This window comes from Pedobacter frigidisoli (assembly GCF_004331675.1).
Lineage (GTDB): Bacteria > Bacteroidota > Bacteroidia > Sphingobacteriales > Sphingobacteriaceae > Pedobacter > Pedobacter frigidisoli.
In genome coordinates, this window is the sequence record NZ_SJSN01000008.1 from 218,681 (window position 1) to 242,904 (window position 24,224).

Consider the following 24,224-nt stretch of genomic DNA (forward strand, 5'->3'; position numbering starts at 1 on the left):
AGTATGAAAAAAAGTAATGCCAAACCACGGTCCGAGAACCACTTCATAAAGGAATGGAACAGAACGGAGTTCAATCTGTCGATCCCCGCAAAAATAACACATTCCAACAAACCTTTCATATATTTTTATTGGCCCAACCCGGACAATTACGCCAGTGTAGAAAGGGCAAGAAAAGGTGGCATCGGCGGAGTGAAGGACACTAGGATCTCGATCAAGAAAAAAGCAGTCGCTGCCGTTGAAGCTGTTATCCTTATGCTTGGAAAGGGATGGAATCCTTTCACCAATGCCTATATCGACCTTGGCGTGCAGGTTGACCTTACCATTCTCAGTCCAATCTCCAAGTGCCTGGACGTCTGGGTCGAGCACAGACAGGAGCGCCACGACAGCGGGATGATCGGAAATACGGCTTTCAAGAATAACAAAATCGTGGTAAGGCACTTTAAGAAATGGCTTGAGGTCAAGGGATTTACCGACCGCAAGATCGGCACCTTCAATTCCATAGATATCGACAACTTTCTTGGCTATAAGATGAATGAGCTGAAATGGGGAAAGGTGACCTACAACACCTACCGCTGCGACATGTGCACCTTCTTTTCCTACCTTAAAAAATTCAAGGTCGTTCCAGAAAACCCCGTAAAGGAATCGGCAAAGAAAAATACCAGGCACGATAGTTCAAGGTTTGCCATCTACGAGGAACAGGAACTCCAGACCGTGGTAAGGCTGATGGAAAGCGATCCCGGGTATTTTGGGCTCTACGTGGCATCAAAAATGCTCTACCTTTATAACATACGTCCAGTGGAAATGACCAGGCTACAGGTGATGGATGTGGACTGGATCAAGAGAACCCTTACCCTCCCCCCCCAGAAGACCAAGAATGAGAGCGAGGCGATATTCCAGCTCAATGAGGAAATGTATGATCTTTTGGAAAAGCTTGCGGGCAATGCCCGCGATGAAAACTTTATCTTTGGACACCGTTGCAAACCATCGCCCGTGCAGATCGGTGAGCAGTACTTTACCCAAAAATTCCGCTATTTCAGGATCAAGTACAGCATTAGTACAAAACTCAAATTCTACGCGCTCAAGCACAGCTCGAACTTTTACGATCTTGAGGATGGCGCATCTTTCTACTCGATCATGGAAAAGAACAGGCACTCATCCCTTCAGGTGACCAATGACTACATTCGCAACAGGTTGCTGAAAAAAATCGTGAAGCCAACTGTAAACAACAGGTTTTAAGACCAAGGATGCGGCTTACCTCGGTTCGGTTGAAAGTGGGGCCGCAGAAAAAAGTGTAGTCCATTGAGGACTGCACTAAAAATTTCTTATGGGAAATCATTCTTTTAACAGATCAGGTCAAAAAGTTCTTTGTTTGATAGCTTAAGTTCTTCCTCGGTCGCATAGTAGGCGATCAGTTCATCCTTCAAAGTCGCCTCCGATGCGCCAGTGCCTTTTGCGTCCAAATTTATTGCCTCAGAAAGGCTGATCGGCGCAATTGTCAACGTAAAATCCTTGTCGTGCAGATCGGTGATTTCCCTGCCCAAATATTCGTTGCCCTGAAACATAATCGGCACCCACTCGATCTGGACATCGTCCACGGAATCGGAGACGATATAGCTCAGGTAATCATCGATCACGTCCCACGTGATGCTGATATTACAATCATGCTTATCTTTTAACATGTCGAGTACTTTTTGCGCATCGCCTTCTTTCAGTAGATAGCCGTTATACTTTGCACGTTCTTCCACGTCTTTTAGTCCCCAAACGATAGCAATTGTTCCCTGCTGGCTGCGCTGGAAGCCTACGATCGCACGCTCATAGACATACCTAGTGGATTGATCAAATGCAGCTGTCGCCAGCTCCAGATCTTCTCCGAATTCTTCGATAAACATCTTTTCGGCTTCGCCACTGAGTTTGCCGTTTGCGATCTTGCAAAGGTCATCGTTGCGCATGATCTCATCGCACGAGTAATATTTGTGATAATATTTTTCTACAAATTCCCATACCCCGTCATCCTGCCTGGGATCTGGTGCATAGACTTCGGCTTCTTCCTCGATCCTGTTGATGTGGTATTTTTTAATTGACAATGTTTCGCTGTCTTGCGTGCCTGTCAATATCCTACAGACGAAATTTTTAGATCGTTTGTTGTCTGTTCAACATCCGCCTCAATTATTAGCGTAATATCGATATTTATTTCCTGTATCATAATCTATCTATTAAATGATTGTTAATGGTTTTTTTGGGCTGGCACCCTTAAAAGGCGAATGCCAAATAACCAATGGTATTTTGTCCTATAGCCGCTGTACTCTATGATCGCCATGAGCAGCCCTTTGGCGATCTGTACCTCAAATGCATCATTTTTGGAAAGTTCCATATTTTCCAGGCTTTGCAAAAGCCTGAGCACTTGGGAGATCTTTCCAATTACAAGGCGGTTGTTCCTGTTATTGCTTTTCATCGTTATGCTGGGTTAAAAGTGGGGCGGTTTCCCGCCCCAGATAATTTAATTGAACTGTAAACTGCCCTTACTGGCAAATTCACCGCAGAGATCGAATGCAACCTGTGCCCTTTGCTTGGCAGTCCCCTCCGTGATGGACTTGAATTTTGCCTCTCCGTCCTTGAACCTGCGCACGTTCTGGAAATATCCCGTCACTGCATTATACGCTCCAAAGACTGTCCCCGCCGTGGTCGGCATCTGCTGGGTATGGTTGCCCATCGCATAGCTGTAGACATCTTCTACAATGTTGCGGTAAACAGCCGAATTTTCATCGTCGGATCCCTGCTGCAGTTTCTTTAAAACTTCTTTATTTGGTGCCATGGCGACCTGTACAAGTTTTTTAACTTCTGTATCCGAGATGCGGACCGTTGCCCAATGGTTGAAAATATCTTCCATTTCCCCAGCTAGGTTGCTGGATATGCACATCAGTGTGTGCGCCTGTTTCAGCCTGTCGCCAGCTCCTGAGCTGTGGCGGATCCTCACCGCATTCTTATGGTTTCGCATTGCCGCATTCAGGGTATTGTTGCAAACTATGCGAACAGGCGTAAATGCCGCGGTTATGCTCCCGCCCCCGTCGTGCGAAGTGGTCAAAAAAAGATACTGCTCGATCAGGTCATCAGCCCCTACACGGATATAGGATGGAAGTTTTGCGGTAATAAAAATTCGCTCACCCTTGCCGAGCGCGCCCGCGGTCTCGTACTGGATGCCATCCCCTCCGCCTACAATGCTATCAAAAAAGGAAAACGCGTCGATATTCTGCACCACGCTGTAATCCTTGCCCACTACCCCGAGCACATGCTCGGTGTCTGTGCGCATGGTCGCAAAGAAGTTTGGAACGGCTACGCCCGCCTCAGCTTGCAGGATCTCCCCCTGTCTGAATTCGTTATTGAGATTGTCCAGCGTGAAAAGCGGACGTTTTACAACGGTGTAATCCAGCCCTGCAAACTTCAGCGCCTCTGCTGAAGTTGGGTAACTGTCTATTATGGTGCCCAGCCCGTGCCAAGCTTTTTCCTTAACCGAAAAGAAAGCGTGTTTTTGTGTGTCCTCGTTGAAATTTAAGTTATGTGCCATGACTATAATGTTTGATGCTTAAATAATTGGATTGCTTAAAATGTTAGGTCGCCTGTTTCATTGGCTGGCTCCCCCGAGTTCGCGTGCTTTGCGCCGGAACTAAAAAGCTTGATTTCAGAAACCCGAAACGTGAGCGCCGCGGCTGCCTCTGCTTCCTTGGTCACGTAAGCCCTGCAGCCCACATGCCCGAAGACCTGCACAACGTCCCCTTTTTTAAGAAATTCGGTAATCCCCGCATTCCTCCAATAACTGCATTCAAAAAATCTCGCGATCTCGCGGCGCTGCTCACCGCTCATGTAGCTGTGGTTTACAGCTATTGTAAAGCCTACTACTTTGGTATGCTCTGATACCTCTCTAACTTCCGCATCAGCGGTCAATCTTCCTACAATTTCCATAACTGCATTTTTTAAGTAAAAACTTGAACCGTTTTTTTCTCCTTTCCGTCCGTCCAAAAGAATTTTTTCAAAAGAAAAAACGGAAAAAAAGAAAGCAATGAAATCCGTGACCCTTTAAGCTGGTCGGAGCACTATAAGTCCCGAAGGGTGGACGGCAAAGCCGGCCATTATGCGTGCGCAGCCAGCGGGGGTTACGATATTCGCAGCCTTTCTTTCCGTTTCGATTGAAAAATATAACTTACACCCTCCCCTGAAAAAGACGCTCTGCAATGCCCATCACCGCAATGATGGTCGCCGCCTTGGCCGGCCCAATACCGTTGAACCTGCTTAAGGAAGAAATGTCCCTACCCACAAGTCCAGCAAATCCGCCAAGGGATTTCAGCATCCTGTCGGAAAGCGCCACCGCATCCTCGCCCGGGGTACCAGAGCCGATCAGAATTGCGAGCAGTTCGCTATCGCTCAGCATGTTCGGCCCGTGCTCAAAAAGTTTCTCCCTTGGTTTTTTCTCCGGGTCCCAGCCCGGAATGCCACCACGTTTCTGCAGGATTTTCTCATTACGGATATCCTGCACGGTCTTTCCCTTTACGTCAAGGTGCGCCGAGTGGTAGAAGAGCGATGACATCGCGGAGATCAGGAAATGGAAGTCTTCCTCGAAAACGATCACAAAGCTCCTGACATAGGAGCCATCAGGTTGCTGGTCGCTACGGGAAATCTGTATGAACTTGCTGTCCTTTACGGTTTTCTTGAAGTCGAGAAAATAGTGGCGCTTTTCGGAGGACGAAAAGCTTTCGCTCATTAATACGTTGGCTAACATAACGGTATGGTTTTGGTACAGCACAAAATTGGGAAGTGGAAAAGTGCTAGCCGTACCGAAAACTATTTAACCGTTTTAAACGTTTTTAAAACGGATATAATGCTGATTTACAGTTATGAGTGGATTTGACCCAAATTTTTCGCCCTTTGAATGCCTCACCTGCGGAAAGGAACTTTTCGGTAGGCGGGATAAAAAGTACTGCAACGATAATTGCCGGAATGCAGGCAACAGAAAGAGCAAAGGCATTGACAGCTGGTACGAGCCGCTGTTCATTGCCCAGATCAACGCCATCCTGAAGCGGAACTACAAGATCCTGAAGACAGAGGTCACCAAGCACAACGGACCAACCTCAGTCGGCAGGTTCTACCTTATTGATAAGGAATTTAACTTTAAGTATTACACCAGCATCCTCACCACAAATGCAGGCACCTATCACTTTATCTATGACCACGGCTGGCGTGAACTGGAAGATGGAAAGATCATGATCGATGAACCCAAGGCAGGCCGAACTTTAAGAGCCACATTTAAAGAGATCGGCGTTCGGGATGGAAACGGCATCCTTCCCGCAAAGCGGAAGATATAGTGTACAGCCCGGAAAAACGCCCAAGAAAAAATCCAAAAAAAAAGCGGGAAAAACCAAAGGCCCTTCCCGCTTATCTAAATTAACGCTCTCGAATATTAAACGCACCGATCGGCGATATGTTTTGTCAAGTAAAAAAATCTCAAAACCAACTACCGCCATCCAAGACCGGGTGCAACATGTTCCATTATTGCAGAGAGTATATGTACATTGTAATCAACCCCAAGGGTATTCGGAATGGTCAGTAGCACGGTATCCGCTTCCTGAATTGCCTCATCTGCTGCCAAATCCTTAATGAGCTGATCGGGTTCAGCCGCATAGCCCCTCCCGAACACCGCCCTTTGGGTGGGCTCGATATAGCCAAAACTGTCCGATCCCTTTCCCTGCTGTCCGAAATAAAGCCTGTCCTGGTCGTTCATCAGCGCAAAGATCGATCGGCTGACCGAAACCCTTGGCCCACGGGAATGACCAGCTTTCTTCCACGCCTCCTTATACAACCTGATCTGCTCGGCCTGTTGGACATGGAAGGGCTTTCCGTTTTCGTCAAACTTTAGCGTAGAGCTCTGCAGGTTCATTCCATTCTCAGCCGCCCACACCGCAGTTGCATTGGAAGCGGCTCCCCACCAGATGCGTTCACGAAGTCCTTCGGAATACGGCTCCAAACGAAGCAGTCCCGGCGGATTGGGAAACATCGGATTTGGGCTGGGCGATGCAAATCCCTTACCTTCCAACCTTTGCAGAAACTCCATAGCCTTCCTGCGTCCCATGTCCGCATCACTTTCTCCTTCACCAAGCTCATAGCCAAAGTGCCTCCAGCCGTCCACCACCTGTTCTGGCGAACCCCGGCTAACGCCCAGCTGCAACCTGCCTCCCGAGATCAAATCCGCAGCTCCCGCATCCTCCACCATATATAACGGGTTTTCATATCGCATATCGATTACCCCGGTACCGATCTCAATCGTAGAGGTCTTCGCCCCAATTGCCGACAAAAGCGGAAAGGGCGAAGCTAATTGTCTTGCAAAATGGTGAACCCTGAAATACGCACCATCAAGGCCGATTTCTTCTGCTGCAACGGCTAGGTCAATCGACTGCAGCAACGTATCGCTGGCAGTCCTTGCCTGATATGAAGGATGGTCAGCCCAGTGCCCAAACGATAAAAATCCTATTTTCTTCATCTATACAAATGCTTAGGCCCAAAGTTAACGAATAAGCAACCGTACAAGGTCAGCCTTTGGTCACAACGGAAGTGCCAAACAATCCCCCAAAGCCATTTGTTCCAAAATAACTATGTCAAGGAGAAAGCAGATCAAATCAAAACAGCAGTTCGTTGAAGCCTTAGAGCTTGAGAAATCCGGAGACACCACATCGGCGCTGAAACTTTACCAAAAAGCGGTTACTACTGACCCCTCCAATTCGCACGCCTGGAACAGGCAGATGGTGCTATTTAGAAAATCGAGGACTAGGGAGCAGGAGGTCGAATTGATCAAAAATGCTATCAGCGGATACCAAAAATCTGCCGAAAGCAGGAAAAGGGATTGGATGGAAGAGAACAGGAAAAAGGCCGATAGCTCCCGTGAACTGGCCAAAATGCTTGGGCTGCTCGAAGAAACGGGACTGCCCAAAGGCGATGATACCCTCATCGAGAAATGGCAGACCAGGCTCTATCTGCTCGAATACCGCATCAAAAATGCACGGAAGAAGAAAGTTTAGACCAAAAAAACCAACAGCCGCACCTCAAAAACTACCAAGGCAACAACAAAGCAAAAACAAAAAGCACTCACAAGCCAAAACCAACCAAGAAAGGCCCCGCGAAATGCGGAGCCTTCTATCCCAAACAGCAAATAATGCTATGATTATTTTGCGTTCTTCTTTTCAGTTACCTCAGCCCTAATGGCCTGAGCGAGGTTTTTCAGGTCCTGCATCCCTTTGCGAACACGTGTGCCCGCAGCAGCGTTGCCATTCTCATAGAACTTGACCACATCGACCTCAACCGAGGCAATCAGCTCTTTCACTTTTCCAAAATTTTCCATTACATTAAAATTAAAATTGTTTGAATATTTGATCTGCCCGCTAAGTTATTAAAATCCACTAAACGCCCAAACCCTGCCCCTGCTCTTTTTTATTTGCCTTTTCCTTACCGGCGGATACCTCGGCGATCTGCTCGGGCTTAAGGTGTTCCTCCCTTTTGATCGACCGGCCCTCCAATGAATAAAGGTTGACCTGTTTGAATTCCGGAACGGCCTCGGCCAGGATCGCCTCTTTCTTTCCGTTCACGTTCACCGTTACCACTGCCCTGTCCCCATTCTTGAGCGCAGCTTCCAGTTCGGCACGTTTATCCAAGGTAGCCAGCTCCCTAAAATCAAACCTGTCCAAAACAGCAGAGAGATCATAGCCATAGCCCTCGCTGAAGGTCTTTAAATGAAAATTACCACTCTTGTCCCTAGGGGCATCAAAGTCCAGTTTCGCCCAGGCGGTATATTCGTTCTTCTGCACATTGAGCATATCCTCCCTGTAGACCGAACGGCCGGCAAGCAGGTTCAAGCCTTGCGAAAGCGAAAACCCGGTCCCCTGCTCCACGTAAAAGGTCTGGCCGGGCGAAGGGTTCTTCAGCGACTTATAAAACTCCTTATCAATGTTGATCAGTTTTCCATCCCCCATGGTGGCAAGCTCTTTCGAATCCTGCAGACTCACACCAGCATACATTTGCGCAGCCCCGCGGATATCCTGCGATGCCTCCATACGGGAGTTAAATTCCTTTACAGCAAGCGAGGGCATCTCAAATTCCTTCAGGATCACATCCTCGCCCTGGCGCTGCGAGGAAACAAAATATTTCTCTCCCGGAGGCAGTGGGGGCTGGGCCTCCCGCACCAGGTCGAACTTGTTGAAGTAATAATATTCCGAGGTCCTCGACTGATTGAAGTGCAGCGCCATTTCCACCCTTCCCTTCTCGGCCTGTATCTCATCATACAGGATGAAGCGCGGCTCATTTGCCGCCATCTTGGCCTCCATCTGGCCGATCAAATTCTCACTGAAGCCAAGCTTACCCATCTCGGCTTTCAGGTTCTCTAAATTTTTTGCATCCATAATCACTTTTTCTATGGGACCAACCTTCCCGATCGCTCAGGGCCTTGATTGTTCCCGGTTCATTAATCTTGTTAAGCACAAGCCACCTGTGCTGTTGTCAAAAGGAAAAACGCCATCAGACTCTCTCCCAAAACGCCGATCCTTCGTGCTGTGCCAGGCAGTCTTTCAATTCCCTACAATGGGCCATGATGACCTAGGCTCAGTTCAGGCATTACGGCCGGTTGTTTCGAAGCAATACTTTTTCGCCAGGCTTCAGCTTCACCCTCACCACACGAACTTTCCTGGAAAAAAGGGACTTCGCCGCATCTATCCCCGCACCAGCTACCTGTCCCGCCACGCCATCCATCCCATAGATCGAAATCCCGCCCATGGCGTCAACCGCACCACCCGAGGCCACATCGCCAAACACCGCATCAGGCGCGGAAAGGCCAGGCATTCCATCCATCCCGTACATCGTCAGTTCTACTGGAATGATCAGCTCGCCCAAACGGATGTTCTTGATATCGAGTAATAACCGCTGGTTGACCAGTCTGCACAGCCCGAAAACAAAGTGGCCCTTTGGAATGACCACGTTCTTCAGTACCACCGAATCGAGCAAACGAAGCCTAATGGTTGAGCCCTGTAGCACTTTCCCTCCATCGGCCATCTCAGCAGGCACCGCCATAAATTCTTTTTCCGCTCCATCTGCATAGATCTTTGAAACCACTTTCTGCTGCGCACGGGCAGGGTACTGGATATCCAATAGTTTTTCCAGCATAGCGTTCATCTGCTCCATTTCAGGATCGGTTCCCTTGTCCGCTTTTATTGATTTCATCAACATTTCCAGCCTGTCTACATCACCAGAAATATTTCCATTGGCATTTTTTTGGGCTAGACCGTCAGCGGAGCTTTTGCCAATGCCGATATCAGCAGGCGCAGAATTGATCTCCTTGTTCAGCGCAGCAAGTTTTGCGTTGATCTCGGCAGTCTTTTCATCCCCGGCACCATTGCCAAAGCCCATCTTTTCCGCCGTTCCCGCAATCCCAATGCTTCCCGAAGTATCCTTTTCGCCACGAGCATAAAAGCCCATCTTGTCCACCGGTTCCTCCGTCTTGAAATTGGCATCCGGCAGTGCCGTGTTGATCCCCTCTGAAATCAAGACACCATCCGACGAACCCCTTCCGCCACCTCCAGCATAGAATGCCAATGCCAGAAAAGGCATGACAAGTAGCGGCAATACCAAGAGGATCTTCCTCTTGTCCCTAGTTTTTGTTTCCATAAAATTTGAATTGAATTGTTAAAAATTGGACTGTTAAAATATTGCGTTAACCATGATGTAAACCAGATAGGCAGCAAAGCCCAAAAGCAAAGCCCCAAGAATAATCCTCGTTTTGACCTGTCCCATTTTTTGGGCCTGGGCATTCAGCTTCGCTGCTGTGTTTCTTTGCACCGCCAATATCCTTTCTGCTATTTTTCTTGCAGTTCTTTCCTGAGGCGCAGCTAATAGCTTTGCTTCCTTTCTCTTGCTAAAAAACTTGAATAGTCCCATAGCTTATGGCTTTACGACATCTTGGTTCAACACTGTTTCCCATCTTTGGATTAGAAATCCATGCGGATTATTGTCCGAGCGCGACACGTTTCGCAGGTACCCCTGCGTCACCAGTTTCCTGGAAACCGTGGAAGTTGACCTAACCAGCTGTTGGGTCGCATAACACCTAAAATGGAAAGGCTCTTCCTGCATATCCAGCAACACCGAATCGACTGTTATCGACTGAGAAATATTTGCCGATATGAGATTGGTGAAATACCCCTGCTCCTTCAAATTGTCGTATTCCTTTTTCGCCGAACCATCGGCCAGATACAGCGCCTTTCCGATGTTTGATGCAATGACCTTTTCATCCGGGTCCAGGGTAAAGAACCAGTAATGGAACATCTTCACGTGGTCGCGGATCTCCACCGCTACATTGTCCTTTCGTTCCGCCGAAAAAGCCTCCAGCGCTTTCCCGTTGGCCAGGATGTAGACCTTTCCGGTAATCTCCCTTACCATCGCAAAGCTCTTCCAGACGGCAAATCCCGATACCAGCACGCACGCGACGATTAAAAAGAGCGAAAATCTTTTGATGTGCGAGAAAGCGGTATCTATATTTCTTAATTGTGTAAACATGACCTGAAGTCTTAAAATGAATTTTCTATTATTTTAATTTGGGGCCGGGCAGAGGCTCAGCTTTTGCCCTGCCCCAAACCATTACTTATTTACCACTCAACCTATCGTGCTGATGGGAACTGCCCCCAGATTTTCCATCAGGGAAATAATCACCCTGGCTTGCTCCAGCATAACCCTGGCTCATCATCCGAGGCCCATTCCCCAAGGCATCGGCTGCCATACCCATTCCAGCAGAACCGGCCGAACTAGCCATCCTCGAAGAACTGGATATGATCATGTTGGTCTTCTGAAGGATGGTATTACCACCGCCCGCATGCACGATATAGTTAGCCACCGTCGGCACGCAGAAGTAAGCCACGATCCCAATGATTATAAAAATCAGATAAGCCACATCACTGGAAGAGAAAAAGGTTTCCCCTTCCTGGCCGATCTGGGATATATCGAGCTTTAACATATTCTCCTGAATCTTACCCAGAATGCTGCCCAGGATATTGGCGATCGGCAGCCACATGAAAATGTTTACGTACCTGGCAATCCAAACCGTCAAGCTCTGCTGAAAGCCGTCAAACACTGCAAAACCGAATACCAGTGGCCCTAGAATGGTCAAAACAATTAAAATGAAGGTCCGCACCACATTGATGCAGAGCGCCGCCGCCGCATACAAAACCTCCAGCACCTCCGCCATCCACTGCTTGATCGAGTTACGGAAATTATAGCCCTGCTTTTCCATAAAAAAGCTCATGTCGTTAGAGACCGATTCCAGCATCCCCTCGCTCTGGGCCTCCGGATCATCAGGATGCGTGTAGCGATACCACCTCTCTCTGTCCCCGGAACCATCCTCGCCCACGTACATCTGCCATTTCTTCGTTTTCTTCAACGCCGCCTCTTTCTGCGCCAATAGCACCGCAATGGCCTTATTACTATCCTTCACCATCGAACCGGTTGCCGAAACCGTAGGTTGCAATACCCCATTGAAAAGCGCCATCACCAACGGAAACATCACGATCGCCATCCCCAAGGCAAATGGTCGCAACAAAGGATAGAAATCGATCGCCTCGGCCACGGCAATCTGGCGCCACACCCTTGATCCAATATACCACAGTGCCCCAAAGCCCGCAATCCCCCGCGACACATCGATCAGCTTCGAACAGAGTGGGATCATGTCCTGATATACCTTTTCAAGCACCGGCTGCATACCGTTCAGCGAATCCGAAATCCCTTGCGCAGAAACCTGATTGGGCAAAAGCAGAGCCCCAAGCCCTACCAAAAATCTCTTTTCCATAATTTCTAATGCTTATTGTCCGTAATACATTTTCAGCTGATCGATCTCCCTTTTCTCTTTCTGCTTTTGCTTAAAGAGCACCACCGCACCCCGATTGAAATTTCGAAGGAACTCCAGCTTGTCCGAGGTATCCAGAAAGATCCGATCGATCGCCTTCAGCCGCTCCTCATCGCTCATTCGCAGTTTACTTGAAGTAACCACCATTGTCAGGTCTTCCAAATTTTGGAGCGAGGCATCAAACAGCGAGGAATACACGTTTCCAAGATAATCCAGCTCATCTGAATTAAATACATCTGCTCCCCGAAAGGCATGAAGCTCCGCCTTGTATTCCGAAACGATACTCTTCTGCGCAGAGATGATATCCGCCACCCTGCGGTACTTTTTCACCTCGGGCGAGACCACCATCAGCCCGTCAAGAAAAACCTCATGCAAAGAGAAATTTCCCGAAGCAATATCCTTTACTTTTTTATAACCCTGCGAGATCACGGTGTAGCCTTTTTTCATATCGGCCAGAATATTCTTCAGCTGGGAGAGTTTCTCTACGTTCAGCATCAGTTGAGTCGCCTCGCTGGACTGGGCACTGGCGCCCAGCCCGCAAAGCAACATCACCCAAACCACCAGACTATATCTTCTAATTTTTTTCATAAAGCCTCCTTATCGATTCTATATCCAATTTTTCCAATTTTTGGCTTTGCAATAAAAGCTGGGCTTCCGTGCAGAACCACCTTGTAAAGCCAGCCTTTTCCTGCATCGAGGTGTGTATTTTCTTCACCCTTGAAAGCCTTTCTGAATCGCTCATTTCCAGGTCGCCCGATAAAACAACATCTAATAGTTCATCCAGATCGGCATTGCATTCTGCCATGACCTCTTCCTGTACAGCTTTGTAATATTCCGAATTTGGGGCTGGGCTTAGAGCTGAGCTTTTCTGCAAAGCCCTAAAACTGGAATTGATGCCCAATTGAAACTTCACGATTTCCTCCACCCTAACATCCTTCCTCACCAATAAACTCACTTTCGATAGCGCCGAAATAAAGGCTTCATGCAACTTGAACTCCCCGGAAGTGAAATCATTAATGGTTTCCAAACCACCACTAACCAGTTTATAGCCCTTCCAGGCCTGATCTGCATAGAGCTTCAGGTATGCGACCTGTTTGAGCAGGTATTTCTCCTGCGTTTTCTTCTGCCGAAATATCTCATTGTAATTTTGGGCTTTGCAGGAAGCGGCGCTTATAGCCAAGCCCCAAATCACCATCACAAAAACAAAAAGATTTTTGCACTTTGATTTAATTCTCGATCCCATACAGTTCCTTTAGTTTAGCCACTTCATCCAAAGACTTGGCACGTTGTATCGACAATAAACTATTCTCCCTATTGAACTTTTTCAGATCCTGCCAGTTCTCGTCCATCGCATCCGCCGCCACTACGATCAGCTCCAATCGAGCCGCATCTGACATCTGCGTCTTGAATGAACCCACAATGGAAAGTATCCCGTCCACATTCTTCACCGATTGCTCGAGTATCCCCAGATACACCTTTTCCATTGCATTCAGCTCATCAGGAGAAAAATGCCCCGACTTGCCAAACAGGTTCCAAGCCCACTTGTACTCCTCCACGATCTTCACCTGCACCTCAGTAAGGTCACGCAATCTTTTGTAGTACACGATCGCCGATTTCACCTTCCAGAGCTCCTCATAATACTGCCCATAAAGTTCCTTTTGCTTCTGTGTCCAGTCCGCAATCTCACCCAGCTTCAGCTTTGAAAGTTGGTTCTCCAAGACCTTCTGCGCATTCTGCAGCCAAATCGTTTCGTTCTGCAACCTTTGCACCTTTAGGTCCATCGCCTTGATCACTTTTTTCACCCCTGCCTTGATCACCTCCAAAAACGCCACCTGCGCATTCGCCCCAGTCGGCAGCGACACAAATATTGTCATCGCCGAGATCGGCAGTATCACCATAAACTTTTTCATGCTATTCATATTTTGATTTTCAATTGCCATGAAGAGCGCTATGCGGTTTCCATAGTTCCCATCATTTTCATATTCTTAATTCCTGTTAATTGATTTTTTTATACACCCTGGCACCGACTTTCAGTTCATCCCCATTTGGATAAAAGGTGATTACTCTCCCTTTCTTCAATTCGGTTAAACTTTTTGTCGCTGTGCTGTAAGCGCAGCTCCATTTTTCCGTTTCATATTCCCTCGCCCCAACCTTGCCATTGGTGATCAGGTTATATCCTGTCCGCCTGTGGATGACATAATTGTTCCCGTCCACCTGCTCGACTTTCAGAGTATCGCTGGCGATACTAAATTCGCCCCCAGCGCTGTTTACGTATGTCCCCGGCATAAAATCCCTGACCTTATCTCCCGTACAGCTTGCCAGGGCAAAGCATGAGCATAGCCATAGCAATAATTTGATTGCTTTCATCTTCTTCGTTTTTGATTAAAATTTTGTTGATTTTTTTTGACTGGGCGAATGGCTTTGCTTTCCCTCAGCATCGTCTTAGCAAAGCCCGAAACTACCTCAACTGATCTCCATTTTACCCAGGCTTTTCTCTGATTTCCTGCGCCAGAACCGCAATCCCCTTCTGCATCGAGCCGTACTTCCTGGCATATTCCATCACCCGAACCTTTTCCCTTTCCTCGGTGGTATAGCACAGGTATTCCTCCATCGAAACCTCTGTCCGATAAACCTTGCTCATCTGCCCGCCGATAGAAATGAATACTTCCTTGTATTTTCGCTTCGGATCATTTGCTTTATTGAGTGATAGCACCTGCGCCTTTTCCTTATCTGTCAATCCCAAAAGCTCCTGTATCTGATCGAACTTGTTCTGATATTTGCTCTGGTCTAACAAAATCTTGCAGTCCGAATTATTGATGATCGCCTGTTTGACAATCGGACTAGAAATAATATCCTCGACCTCTTGGGTCACCACGATCGCCTCTCCGAAATGCTTACGCACCGTCTTGAACAGGTACTTCAGTTGCTCAGCCATCCCTTCCTTGGCAATCGCCTTCCAGGCCTCCTCGCAAAGGAACACCTTGCGAACGCCTTTCAATTTCCTCATCTTGGAGATGAAGACCTCCATGATGATCAGTGTCACCACCGGAAAAAGGATCGGATGGTCCTTGATGTTGTCCAGCTCAAAGACAATGAATGGCTGGGAAAGCAAATCCAAATTTTCACGGGCATTCAAAAGGTAATCAAACTCCCCGCCCCGATAAAAAGGCGAAAGCACATAGATGAAGTTCTGGATATCAAAATCCGCTGCCTTTACCTTGCTGCGCTCCAATTCCGCCCCATACCCCGATTGCAAATACTCATAAAAGGAATTAAAGCAGGGAAAGATGTCAGGCCTGTTAGCCAAAAACTCAAAATAAAGCGTCAGCGCACCGGAAAGCGCCACATACTCCGATCGCCTGAAAGTCTCATCATCCTTTTTCCATAAAGCCAAAAGCAGCGTCTTGATTGATTCCTTCTTCTCGGTATCCATCACATCGCCCTCGCCTAAATAGAATGGATTAAAGGCAATAGGGTTTTCTTCTGAATAGGTAAAATAATAACCGCCCATTAGCTCGCACAGCCCTGAATAACTATGCCCCACGTCCACGATTACCACATGCGCCCCCTGCTCAGCGTAGCTCCGCATCAGATGGTTGGTCAAAAACGACTTCCCGGACCCAGATGGTCCCAAGATGAACTTATTCCGATTGGTCGCTACGCCCAAGGCAATCGGCTCGTCCGAGATATCCACATGGACCGGACGCCCAGAAAGCCTGTCCCCCAGCCGAACCCCAAAAGGCGAAATACTCGAACGGTAATTACTCTCCAGATTAAAAAAACAGGTCGCCTGCTCCAGAAAAGTATCAAAGGTATCGTTCATCGGAAAGTCCGCCTGGTTCCCCGGAAGCCCCGCAAACCAAACTTGCGACTGCCCGTCAGTCTCCTGTTTCGCCACGGAATCCATCTGGGCCATAGAAGAAGAAACCAGACTCCGAACCTCTTTCATCTCAGCTAAATCCTCACTCCAACACAGCACGTTGAAGTGAGACTTCACTGGCAATCTTCCCGCAGCGATCGCCTCGTTCAGAAAATCGTTTACCGCATCCCGAGAGATCGCATTTTCCCGACTATATCCCGAAAGCGACTGCAAGCGCAATTTCTTTGCCTCCAGCCTTTTCAGAGTGGCGCCAGCATCGTCTAAAAAGACATACTGGTTATAGATATGATTACAGTTCAGTAGCTGACCCAACGGAGAGGCAAACCCCACCGAAAACTTGGTCCGATCGGTGGAGTACTTATCGTTATTGATCCGGGAACCCACCATCGAAGGCAGGTCCTCTACATCTGACAAGGTAAACAGCTGGCAATGCTTGTCGCCGACCCTTATTTCATCTTTCAGATGGATATCCCTAATTACCGAAGCTTCACCTTGGCCAAGCAAAAAACAATAACGCTCCAGTACGCCCGGAACATTAGCCGTTCCCGCCAGCTCATCATCACCCAGCCTTTCCAAGGAAACAAATCCCGAATCCTCCATCACCCTTTTGAACTGACCCACACTATCCAAGAACTCATCCAGCAAAATCTTGCTTGTGGCTATACTTGGAGCGATGCTTTTGCGCAGCACATTGCTTAAAGAAGAGCTTGAAAGCTTCCTGCCCACAGGTTTTCTGGTCAGAAAGATATAGCAGCTATGGTCAAGGCATTCCCTTTCGTTAAAAAACCTTTCCGAAGACCTAGACAGAAAACTGTCCCCGGCACTTTCAAAGTCCGCCTTAAAGCTCCCCTTTGTAAACCAGTCCTGCTTATGGAACATCGAGTTAGCTGGCATCAGCTTGATTGCTTTTACCCACCCCTGGTGATAGGTCTCGTACTCCCTGTCTGATAGCGTAAAGATTTCGGGCAGTTGCACCTTAAACCCAACCGTTACATCGCCCTGCCTGGATAAAATACACCCGTGCTCGATCTTATAGATCGGCAATATCATCTTAGATTCCACCACGATCACCTCCTTTCAACGAAACAAATACTCGACGCGAAGAAAACCTGATGTGGCTTGGGATACTGCGCTTGGCAAAGAATTTACCAAGCCCATGCACACCAAACCGCTTTGACAACCTGAACACCCCGCCAAACCAACCACCTCCCAGACTTAAAATCAGCGGAACTACCACATAGATCGGCGTTCCAACAATGTAGAGCGCTGCGAACAGCACCAACAAAAACACCAATCCACCAGCAAGCACCCCGATGTAAACACCTTTCAGCCCCTTAAACTCAATTGGTCTACTCACCCCTTTATTTACCTGATATACACTAGCCATCACAAATCCTCCCAAAGCTAAATCCCAAAAAACGACTTTAATACCGTCGCCACTACCACCAAAAAGATGCACGAACCGAACCAGGCTGCAGCTACTTTATTGGTATCAGGCTCCCCTGCATTCCACTTGTTGAACACCTTAACCGCACCGATGATACCCACAACTGCACCGATCGCGTACATCAGATCGCAGCCCGTATCAAAATAACCCTTCACCTTGTTGGTCGCCTCCTGAATCCCCGCATTCCCATCCTGCCCAAAAGCTGAAACAGCAACCAAAACAATCAAAGAAACCGAAACCAAACGAAACCCCACAAATCTTATATTTTTCATATCCAGTATGTTTATAAATCCTAACTTAACTAATACCACAGATTATCCACCTCATCCGCTGTCAAGTGGAACGAGGCCCGTTCGACGACGAAACCTGTCAATGCACCCACCGATGGATGCCCACCAAGCGGCCCATATTCCTGCTTCACCCTTTCCAATAGCCTAAAGAAATCTTTCTTATTTCCTGCCCTTTTCTCTAGCTCCAAGAACACCACTTTCAGCTCCTGAACCACATCTGCAACAAGCCCAACCTGGTCGTACCTGCCATCAGATTTCGAAGCAGAAAAAGCAACCTGAGAGGAACTCTTCACTTCCACCCCATCGGGCAATTTCGACGTCCCCATCAGCGCTGCATCAACTTCCATTTCGATCTCTCTATCTCCAACCCTCGACCCCACCACAAGGCCAGTTTTACCCAAGCCACCACCAGAAACACCAACGCCAACATCGCCACCACGACCACCACCCAAAAAAGCATTCAGCTCGGCACGATAAAAAAACAGTAACACAAATACATACCACAAAAAAGAAAGTAGCGCTGCAGCAATCAGAAACTGCCCCCAAGAAAACTGTTGTAACATAAGATTGAAATCAACCCAAAGGCCCCATTGCCCTCAGAACGAGAGCAAAATTGAACAGATTCAAAATCGAAGAATGACAAGCACGTTGGCACAGCCCCTATATTCGTCGATATAAAAGCCTGCCAGGCAATCTGTTGAAAAGATGCCGCTCGAAAAATTCAGGATTCACTATATCTGTTCAGCCTCCTATGTTTTGCTGGAAGTACGGCAAGGGCTTATCATCTGATATTGAATTTGGTGTCTTCCATTCATCTTGCTAAATACCTTCAATCTCCGGAGGCTACTTTGCAGGATTTTTTGGAATATCTTTCAGATTTATTTAGGACAATTTGGATGTCTAATGAACCCTGACCACTGGAGAAGTCGGCGGTAAAATTAACTGTTCACATAATAGCGTTTTTTTTGTTTAACTTAAAGCATGGGTGTATGGCCGATATCGGCTAACCATTTTTTATTTGGTATTTGGATTTCCTTAAGCGAATTCCTGAACCAAGATAACAATGAAAAATAGATTCGTAAACACCTAATTGTTAGTGCTTTATTCCACCATTCGAATTATCAAATCATCATAATAGGAGGACTGTTAATATCCGTAGCATTTATTATTCGCTTTTTGCTGTTTTTGGACAAATATGCCCTAAGAAATTACTATTTCTTTTGTTGGTATTAATTTGCCAATTATCGACCGTTGTTAAACTGTAAATTTTGTTTAATCTTGATTATTACCTATTTTTATCAAAAGCTTTTTCCTCCTATCTAATCGCACTCCTCAAATGATAAGTAAAGCCGATTTTTTCAAGAAATACAATATTTTAGAAAAGGAATTTGAATATAATGAAAGTCTAGACTGGAGAGAACTGAATGCTATATACGAAGATTATGTTCAGTTTATTTCCAAACAGAAACTAGATAGCGTAGCAAGCCACTACGCGAATATGTTAGCCGCCAGCTGCAGCCAAATCCATTCCATTAGGTTTAGGATGAAAGATCCGGAACACCTAATTGAAAAAATCATAAGGGAAAAAATCAAGAATAAGAATAATTCACCAATCAATATTAACAACTACCGAACTAAAGTAGAGGATATTATAGGGATTAGACTCCTTCATGTTTTTAAGCATGAGTGGAAAGATATCCATAAGTGTATTGAGATTGATAACAATACGACGCCCCCTTATGCATTTTGTCGAGATGGCGACGATGAAGATTTTATCAGAGAGGTGAGGGAACATAATCTATTGCTAAAACACGACGAGGAAGGATATCGTTCAATTCAGAATCACAAAACAATGAATTAAACAACATCAGTAAACTCGATATTATAGCATTGAAATTAAAGTTTTGAAATTTGATGAAACTATCTTGTTTGCTTCCAAGAAGGAGATACCCCATTGTGCAGATAGGAATTCAATTACGAGCTTTGTATCACTCGGTAAGACTTGGCGATTATCAACCTGAATAAACGGCCCATCAGACTCTGTCAAGATTTTAGTTTGTGAAATGTTTGCAATTATCTTTCTGCCTGTGTCACTGATTATCATGGCGGGATTGATGGAAAAATAATAACCTCTCTCGCAAATTTCCTCAATCAATGATAATGGTCCAGAATACCAATGAAAAACTGCGAGCCTTACTTTATGGAACACCAGCTCTTCTAGCACCCTCTTTTCGGCTCTTCTGGAATGGATGCTTAATATCTTAGGCTGATTGCTTATGGATTCCAATATTTTCCTAAAAAAAAACAACTGAAGATCCTTTGTTCTATAACCTTCACGAGAAAAATCTAAGCCGATTTCACCGATATATGAAGTTCTATGTAGATTAGAGAGAAAACGGTCAAACTCATCGTCGAACGACGATGCATAAAGGGGATGCATACCCAGAGACAGACGCACCCTCTTATAGTTTCTAACATGTGGAAGTCCTAACTCAAAATGACTAGGAAGGTTAGTCATCGCAAGTACGGTAACCCTGTTTATTTCGCAAAATTCAAGAATACCTCTTGGATTTTGATACAGGTCTATATGGCAATGTGCATCAATCATCTAATCTAATCTTTACAGCCTGACTTCCGGCTGTTAAAAATAGTTCTTTTAATTCATTTCTGGTACGAACGATAAGACTTGTATAGTCACCTAACTTAGAAATATCCTTAACACCATTGACTATTAACTCTTTCCTAATATTTTTTTCAGATAGTTCCGCCACTAGAAACTCAATGCATGCCCCGATGTCCTGACCTTTTTTAGTTTTGAAGTTCAGATCTTTTATCTTATCACCATAATCATTTTCATCATCGAGACCAATTTTCATCATTGCAGCCCTGCGATAAATACAAGGCATGCAAACTCCGCAGTGCTTTGCATCGGGATTGGCCTTCCGCTCATCATGCCTACGTTTGCCACATGAATTAGATCGTAAGATCATCTCATTTATTTCGTCTGCAATGCCATCGATAGATTCGACCATTGCACCTTTGGTATTAAATTCAAAGGGATTTTCCACCGTTGGCGAGATACCGAGATGGCTCCAAATCAAATTTATAGAATCAATTACGCGCGGATGGGTAGTGCGGGTACTGCATGCACTTCTGCGCGAAGGGCTAAGTGGAAAATTCAACGATACACTTCCATTTTCCGGAACCTTTAGGTCGAGGTTTAATCCATCTGCCACAATGCCGGCCATACCGATAAAAAGTATTGACCTGGAACGAAACGTTGTTTCTTTCGCTCCTGGCTTTTCAAGTTCAACCTTAACTGACGGAACAGCTACCAGCCGGTCACCATAGCGGTTATTCAACATATCCAATAAATCGGATTGGTCACCTTTTGGACCCTTCATCTGTGAATCATAATGTGAGATGACTAAGAGATTTTGTTCTGGATTATTTTCTAAAAACGTTATCGCACCAATCAGAGAATCGAGGCCTCCTGAAAAAAGGTTTATTTGCGTAAAACTAGCTTGATAAGCTTCCTCTGGACCTTGTACGGGTAACATGAAGGTTGACTGTGAAAAACCAACCTTCCAGTAATCACCAGTAAGAAAAGATAGCATCATTGAAATCTCACCAGCAAGCGGATCCCATTTTGCTGGATCGGTAACCGGAAATACAACCTCTATATCCCTTGACCAACCGTCTACAGAATTTGGTCTTCGAACTACCATTCTGTCAATACCATACACAGCAGCTGACAGCATAAAAAAATCTACCGACTCGGGACTTGCGAGATTAGCTAAGGCCAATAATCCAGCGAAATTCGATTTGACAGCGGCAAGGCCGAAATCACCACCGTCTAGCGCTATCTTAAGTTGCCCAGCATTATAAGATGCAGAGCCAACATTTATCTTAATTCCCATCTGATATAATTATTAAAATAGATTCGAAAATGGACTCAATTGCGTTAGATCCCTCGGCTCCACGCCAATCAATGTTGGAAATCTTTTTATCAGCATCCAGCAAGTTTACTTGAGCCAAAATGTCTTCTTTGATTATCCTGAATGTTTCCTTACTGATCGTTTCACCTTTGGCCTGTGTAATTTTTTCCTGAAAACGTTGTGAAAGATGTTCAAAAACATACAGTCCCCAAAAAGTACACAGTATATCACTCAGCCCTTCACTATCAACAATCTGTGCTATATAGTCCTCAAACAAATCCAAATCCCCTCCCGTTTCGGACGCAATTATCTCTGTAAGTTCAGAGAATGCTTTATTGGCAGCTGTTTCATCCATTCCTGCATCGCCCGATGAACAATAGATAAGCAGAAAATCCATCACCGATTCGTAGCTCTTTCCCTCAAGATTAAACCCAAGGTCGGTCAACGTCTGATCCAGGCCTTTGTTTCTGATATCATAAAATACGCTGGTAAATTTAGATGCTGTCGCCCGACCAGCTCTGCCCATTGATGCGGAACCACCTTTACTGATATTCGATGAACCACCTCCAGTGCGTACAAGGTTGTTTAAAGAAGATTTCAGGTTGCCCTTCCTTCTGTTGACAAGTCTTCGATATTTTTCAGCTTCCTCTGGAGTCACTTCATGTTGCTCTTCATCAACTTCTACCTCCCCATCCTCCTTGTTCTCCTCCTCGACTGTCTTTGCAATCCTAGTGATGGCGTTATTTAATGGACCCCAATTAGGTTGACCAGTTACCCCGGGTACTATTCGTTGAGTTGTTCCCATGTTATCTTTTTCTTTGTATAGCCTTATGGATGTTAGAAGAGGAATTAAAAAGATTGTAAATCCTTGTCATTCCTGCATTTTTCTTTTCAGCTAGCTTGTAAAGTGACGCCAAACTAAATGGCACTTTATTGTGATCGATTTTTGCTATTAGCCTTTCGTACGCATCAATCGATCCAGGTGTATCGGATTCGATAAACTGTATAAAAACTTTGTGATATGTAGTATTCTCGGTTGATTTTATCACCTCTTTCTCCAGTAAAGAATAAAGTATTTCCCTCTCGGATTCAGCGAGCTTGCCAATGACTTGGTCATCGACAATTGCTTTAAGTATTGATCCAGACCCATGGTCAAGGAGACTCTTGGCGAGGGTGCGCAAATATGTTGGAATTAACGATGATCCACTGATCGATGAATTGAGCTGATCTCTTGAAATCCAGTAATAATCCCTTAAGTCCACACCTTCCAGCTTAGGCGATACCGCTAGCCACTGCATAATTTCGGCAGACGACCACTCCTTATAGTTAGCTGATAATGTTGTTGTATCTTTTTCTTCGACTAGCTTTTCCAGCTCGAGTATTTCCTTGGGTTCGCCACCTTGTGTCGACTGCCACTTGTAAATTTGGCGGAACAAAGATGCCGCAGAATATTCCAGGACCATTAACTTCGCAAGCACGTCGAACTTAAAATCGCCTATCTTGGCGACTTTAACGAGTCTGCTTCTAAGCATAAACGTATTCAAGAACCGCTTTACTTGCCTAGGGTTTCCATTTAGTCCAGATGTAATGATTGAAGACAATGATGCGATCAAAGAGATACTGTTGTTGAGCTTATCTTTTTCTTGCGGCGTAATGAGGCTTTCTATATCGCCAAACCCAAAGGTGCCATACCTATTCTCTTCGCGTTGCCTACAAAATTCTGCCAGAACCGATGTATAACTATCTCCTAGAGAAATCTTGCAAAATAGCAGGGTCATGTAGGTTTCCACCTCGCTATCCGAGAGCCGCGGCAGGTTGTAAGGAAGTTGGATAAGTTTTTCAAGATAATCACTTACGATGCGTTGGTTCCTCGTTTCTCTATCATCAGCCCTTTGTATTGAATCGGTTTTATAACGAAACTCGATCGCATGGCGTACAATCCTTGGGTCTGCACCAATTATGAATGCGGTTTTATCGACGTTCAAAAATAGTTTTATAGCTTCAAGGTTTTCAATAATCCTATCTGGACTACAACGATCAAGATCATCGATGATTACCACTAATTTTTTGATCTCCGATTTTTGGATCATCTCATCAAAATCATCCCTAAACTGGCGCACTACCATTGTCTCTTCCGACTGTTCTTTTATAATACTCTCTAGAAATTTATCTGAATCTTCTCCTGTGAGCTTTTCCGCGAGATCAGCGGGTTTGAAGTTCGCAAACTTACCGATTAAATGGGGCACCAAAGAAGTACCTCCCGTCAACATAGCTGCTGCTCCGGGTAAAATAACGTTACTGAACCCTAGTTTCGCCACACGCATCCAGTTGACGCTTTTGAAAAGTTTGACTGCACTATCCTTAACCTTATTACTAAGTGTCTTATGTTTTGCAAATCGTTCGATTATGGTTTCAAGGAGTGCTGATTTTGCATCCTCATAACCTTCGAAAACCCATCCATTGAAATAAAGCACCAAAGTTCCGTCTTTCAATCCATCATCGTCATCTGAAAGTTCATTTGCGATAATCTTCAAGATGCTTGACTTCCCGCTCCCCCAATCTCCGAAGACACCCACCGTAATTGGAAGCACAGAATCATCGTTGATCACGTCGATCAACAAGTCGGCGTGGACCTTAAAACCAAGAAGATCTTCTGAAGTTTCATTATCCGACCACATAACGCCTCCTTTTAATTGAAATCTGCAAAGGAGTATGGCCTATCCCACCCGTTAGATAGTTAGGCAAATCGGTA

Annotated in this window: 28 protein-coding genes; 4 read left to right on the forward strand and 24 right to left on the reverse strand. The window is 45.9% G+C overall.

What is annotated here, in order from left to right:
* Window positions 1-3: 3 nt before the first annotated feature.
* On the forward strand, window positions 4-1,236 hold the full coding sequence (locus EZ449_RS12090) for a tyrosine-type recombinase/integrase (protein ID WP_131559040.1): 1,233 nt from the start codon (window positions 4-6) through the stop codon (window positions 1,234-1,236).
* A gap of 104 nt (window positions 1,237-1,340) precedes the next feature.
* Here the strand turns inward: EZ449_RS12090 and EZ449_RS12095 are convergent, their stop codons facing one another.
* From EZ449_RS12095 to EZ449_RS12115, 5 genes are all read right to left on the reverse strand, one after another.
* Window positions 1,341-2,111 (reverse strand): hypothetical protein, encoded by a 771-nt coding sequence (locus tag EZ449_RS12095; protein ID WP_131559042.1) that lies wholly within the window; start codon window positions 2,109-2,111, stop codon window positions 1,341-1,343.
* A 113-nt stretch (window positions 2,112-2,224) separates the two neighbouring features.
* Window positions 2,225-2,452, reverse strand: coding sequence for a hypothetical protein (locus EZ449_RS12100; protein WP_131559045.1), 228 nt, complete (start codon window positions 2,450-2,452; stop codon window positions 2,225-2,227).
* Between the two features lie 45 nt (window positions 2,453-2,497).
* A complete protein-coding gene (locus tag EZ449_RS12105) occupies window positions 2,498-3,562 on the reverse strand; it encodes a DUF932 domain-containing protein (protein WP_131559047.1) in 1,065 nt (354 codons plus the stop codon).
* 35 nt (window positions 3,563-3,597) lie between these two features.
* Window positions 3,598-3,957, reverse strand: coding sequence for a single-stranded DNA-binding protein (locus EZ449_RS12110; RefSeq protein ID WP_131559049.1), 360 nt, complete (start codon window positions 3,955-3,957; stop codon window positions 3,598-3,600).
* Window positions 3,958-4,195: 238 nt separating this feature from the next.
* Window positions 4,196-4,771: a UPF0758 domain-containing protein gene (locus EZ449_RS12115; protein WP_131559051.1), complete on the reverse strand. Its 576-nt coding sequence runs from the start codon at window positions 4,769-4,771 to the stop codon at window positions 4,196-4,198.
* A 115-nt stretch (window positions 4,772-4,886) separates the two neighbouring features.
* On the opposite strand from EZ449_RS12115, the gene EZ449_RS12120 reads away from it, so the two are divergent.
* Window positions 4,887-5,354, forward strand: coding sequence for a hypothetical protein (locus EZ449_RS12120; RefSeq protein ID WP_131559053.1), 468 nt, complete (start codon window positions 4,887-4,889; stop codon window positions 5,352-5,354).
* A gap of 149 nt (window positions 5,355-5,503) precedes the next feature.
* On the opposite strand, the gene EZ449_RS12125 is transcribed toward EZ449_RS12120, so the two are convergent.
* Entirely contained in the window at window positions 5,504-6,526 is a 1,023-nt protein-coding gene (locus EZ449_RS12125) for an LLM class flavin-dependent oxidoreductase (RefSeq protein WP_131559055.1), read from the reverse strand.
* 112 nt (window positions 6,527-6,638) lie between these two features.
* Between EZ449_RS12125 and EZ449_RS12130 the strand changes: the two genes are divergently transcribed.
* Window positions 6,639-7,061: a tetratricopeptide repeat protein gene (locus tag EZ449_RS12130; protein WP_131559057.1), complete on the forward strand. Its 423-nt coding sequence runs from the start codon at window positions 6,639-6,641 to the stop codon at window positions 7,059-7,061.
* A gap of 143 nt (window positions 7,062-7,204) precedes the next feature.
* On the opposite strand, the gene EZ449_RS12135 is transcribed toward EZ449_RS12130, so the two are convergent.
* The 14 genes from EZ449_RS12135 to EZ449_RS22665 all read right to left on the reverse strand — a co-directional run bounded on the left by EZ449_RS12135 (window position 7,205) and on the right by EZ449_RS22665 (window position 18,025).
* Window positions 7,205-7,381: a histone H1 gene (locus tag EZ449_RS12135; RefSeq protein WP_131559059.1), complete on the reverse strand. Its 177-nt coding sequence runs from the start codon at window positions 7,379-7,381 to the stop codon at window positions 7,205-7,207.
* A 58-nt stretch (window positions 7,382-7,439) separates the two neighbouring features.
* Window positions 7,440-8,435 (reverse strand): hypothetical protein, encoded by a 996-nt coding sequence (locus EZ449_RS12140; protein ID WP_131559061.1) that lies wholly within the window; start codon window positions 8,433-8,435, stop codon window positions 7,440-7,442.
* 211 nt (window positions 8,436-8,646) lie between these two features.
* Window positions 8,647-9,693 carry a conjugative transposon protein TraM gene (gene traM, locus EZ449_RS12145; protein ID WP_131559063.1) on the reverse strand — a complete coding sequence of 349 codons (1,047 nt, stop codon included), beginning with the start codon at window positions 9,691-9,693 and terminating at the stop codon, window positions 8,647-8,649.
* A gap of 33 nt (window positions 9,694-9,726) precedes the next feature.
* Complete coding sequence (locus tag EZ449_RS12150) at window positions 9,727-9,963, reverse strand: hypothetical protein (RefSeq protein ID WP_131559065.1); 237 nt, start codon at window positions 9,961-9,963, stop codon at window positions 9,727-9,729.
* Between the two features lie 3 nt (window positions 9,964-9,966).
* Window positions 9,967-10,578 carry a conjugative transposon protein TraK gene (traK, locus tag EZ449_RS12155; protein WP_131559067.1) on the reverse strand — a complete coding sequence of 204 codons (612 nt, stop codon included), beginning with the start codon at window positions 10,576-10,578 and terminating at the stop codon, window positions 9,967-9,969.
* 85 nt (window positions 10,579-10,663) lie between these two features.
* Window positions 10,664-11,860 carry a conjugative transposon protein TraJ gene (gene traJ / locus EZ449_RS12160; RefSeq protein ID WP_131559069.1) on the reverse strand — a complete coding sequence of 399 codons (1,197 nt, stop codon included), beginning with the start codon at window positions 11,858-11,860 and terminating at the stop codon, window positions 10,664-10,666.
* Window positions 11,861-11,872: 12 nt separating this feature from the next.
* Window positions 11,873-12,505, reverse strand: a complete 633-nt coding sequence (locus tag EZ449_RS12165) for a TerB family tellurite resistance protein (protein ID WP_131559071.1) — start codon at window positions 12,503-12,505, stop codon at window positions 11,873-11,875.
* Window positions 12,492-13,160 (reverse strand): hypothetical protein, encoded by a 669-nt coding sequence (locus EZ449_RS12170; protein ID WP_131559073.1) that lies wholly within the window; start codon window positions 13,158-13,160, stop codon window positions 12,492-12,494. Before EZ449_RS12170 ends, EZ449_RS12165 begins: the two co-directional genes overlap by 14 nt.
* Complete coding sequence (locus EZ449_RS12175) at window positions 13,144-13,857, reverse strand: conjugal transfer protein TraI (RefSeq protein ID WP_205942998.1); 714 nt, start codon at window positions 13,855-13,857, stop codon at window positions 13,144-13,146. The genes EZ449_RS12170 and EZ449_RS12175 overlap by 17 nt, the downstream gene beginning before the upstream one ends.
* Window positions 13,858-13,912: 55 nt before the next feature.
* Window positions 13,913-14,284 (reverse strand): hypothetical protein, encoded by a 372-nt coding sequence (locus tag EZ449_RS12180; protein WP_131559075.1) that lies wholly within the window; start codon window positions 14,282-14,284, stop codon window positions 13,913-13,915.
* 112 nt (window positions 14,285-14,396) lie between these two features.
* A complete protein-coding gene (locus EZ449_RS12185; protein ID WP_131559077.1) occupies window positions 14,397-16,847 on the reverse strand; it encodes a TraG family conjugative transposon ATPase in 2,451 nt (816 codons plus the stop codon).
* Between the two features lies 1 nt (window position 16,848).
* The gene (locus EZ449_RS12190; protein ID WP_317130434.1) at window positions 16,849-17,256 is read right to left on the reverse strand and encodes a DUF4133 domain-containing protein; all 408 of its coding nucleotides are present in this window, start codon (window positions 17,254-17,256) and stop codon (window positions 16,849-16,851) included.
* A complete protein-coding gene (locus EZ449_RS12195) occupies window positions 17,202-17,516 on the reverse strand; it encodes a DUF4134 domain-containing protein (RefSeq protein ID WP_131559081.1) in 315 nt (104 codons plus the stop codon). The genes EZ449_RS12190 and EZ449_RS12195 overlap by 55 nt, the downstream gene beginning before the upstream one ends.
* 29 nt (window positions 17,517-17,545) lie before the next feature.
* Window positions 17,546-18,025, reverse strand: a complete 480-nt coding sequence (locus EZ449_RS22665) for a hypothetical protein (RefSeq protein ID WP_165499747.1) — start codon at window positions 18,023-18,025, stop codon at window positions 17,546-17,548.
* Between the two features lie 845 nt (window positions 18,026-18,870).
* Between EZ449_RS22665 and EZ449_RS12205 the strand changes: the two genes are divergently transcribed.
* A complete protein-coding gene (locus tag EZ449_RS12205) occupies window positions 18,871-19,395 on the forward strand; it encodes a nucleotidyltransferase family protein (RefSeq protein ID WP_131559083.1) in 525 nt (174 codons plus the stop codon).
* A 21-nt stretch (window positions 19,396-19,416) separates the two neighbouring features.
* Here the strand turns inward: EZ449_RS12205 and EZ449_RS12210 are convergent, their stop codons facing one another.
* Genes EZ449_RS12210 through EZ449_RS12225 form a run of 4 tightly spaced genes read right to left on the reverse strand, consistent with a single transcriptional unit; the run spans window position 19,417 to window position 24,150 of the window.
* Entirely contained in the window at window positions 19,417-20,142 is a 726-nt protein-coding gene (locus EZ449_RS12210) for a TatD family hydrolase (protein WP_131559085.1), read from the reverse strand.
* On the reverse strand, window positions 20,135-21,454 hold the full coding sequence (gene qatC, locus EZ449_RS12215; RefSeq protein WP_131559087.1) for a Qat anti-phage system QueC-like protein QatC: 1,320 nt from the start codon (window positions 21,452-21,454) through the stop codon (window positions 20,135-20,137). Before qatC ends, EZ449_RS12210 begins: the two co-directional genes overlap by 8 nt.
* Entirely contained in the window at window positions 21,444-22,277 is an 834-nt protein-coding gene (locus EZ449_RS12220) for a hypothetical protein (protein WP_131559089.1), read from the reverse strand. The genes qatC and EZ449_RS12220 overlap by 11 nt, the downstream gene beginning before the upstream one ends.
* 1 nt (window position 22,278) lies before the next feature.
* Window positions 22,279-24,150, reverse strand: a complete 1,872-nt coding sequence (locus EZ449_RS12225; RefSeq protein WP_131559091.1) for a KAP family P-loop NTPase fold protein — start codon at window positions 24,148-24,150, stop codon at window positions 22,279-22,281.
* Window positions 24,151-24,224 lie beyond the last annotated feature (74 nt).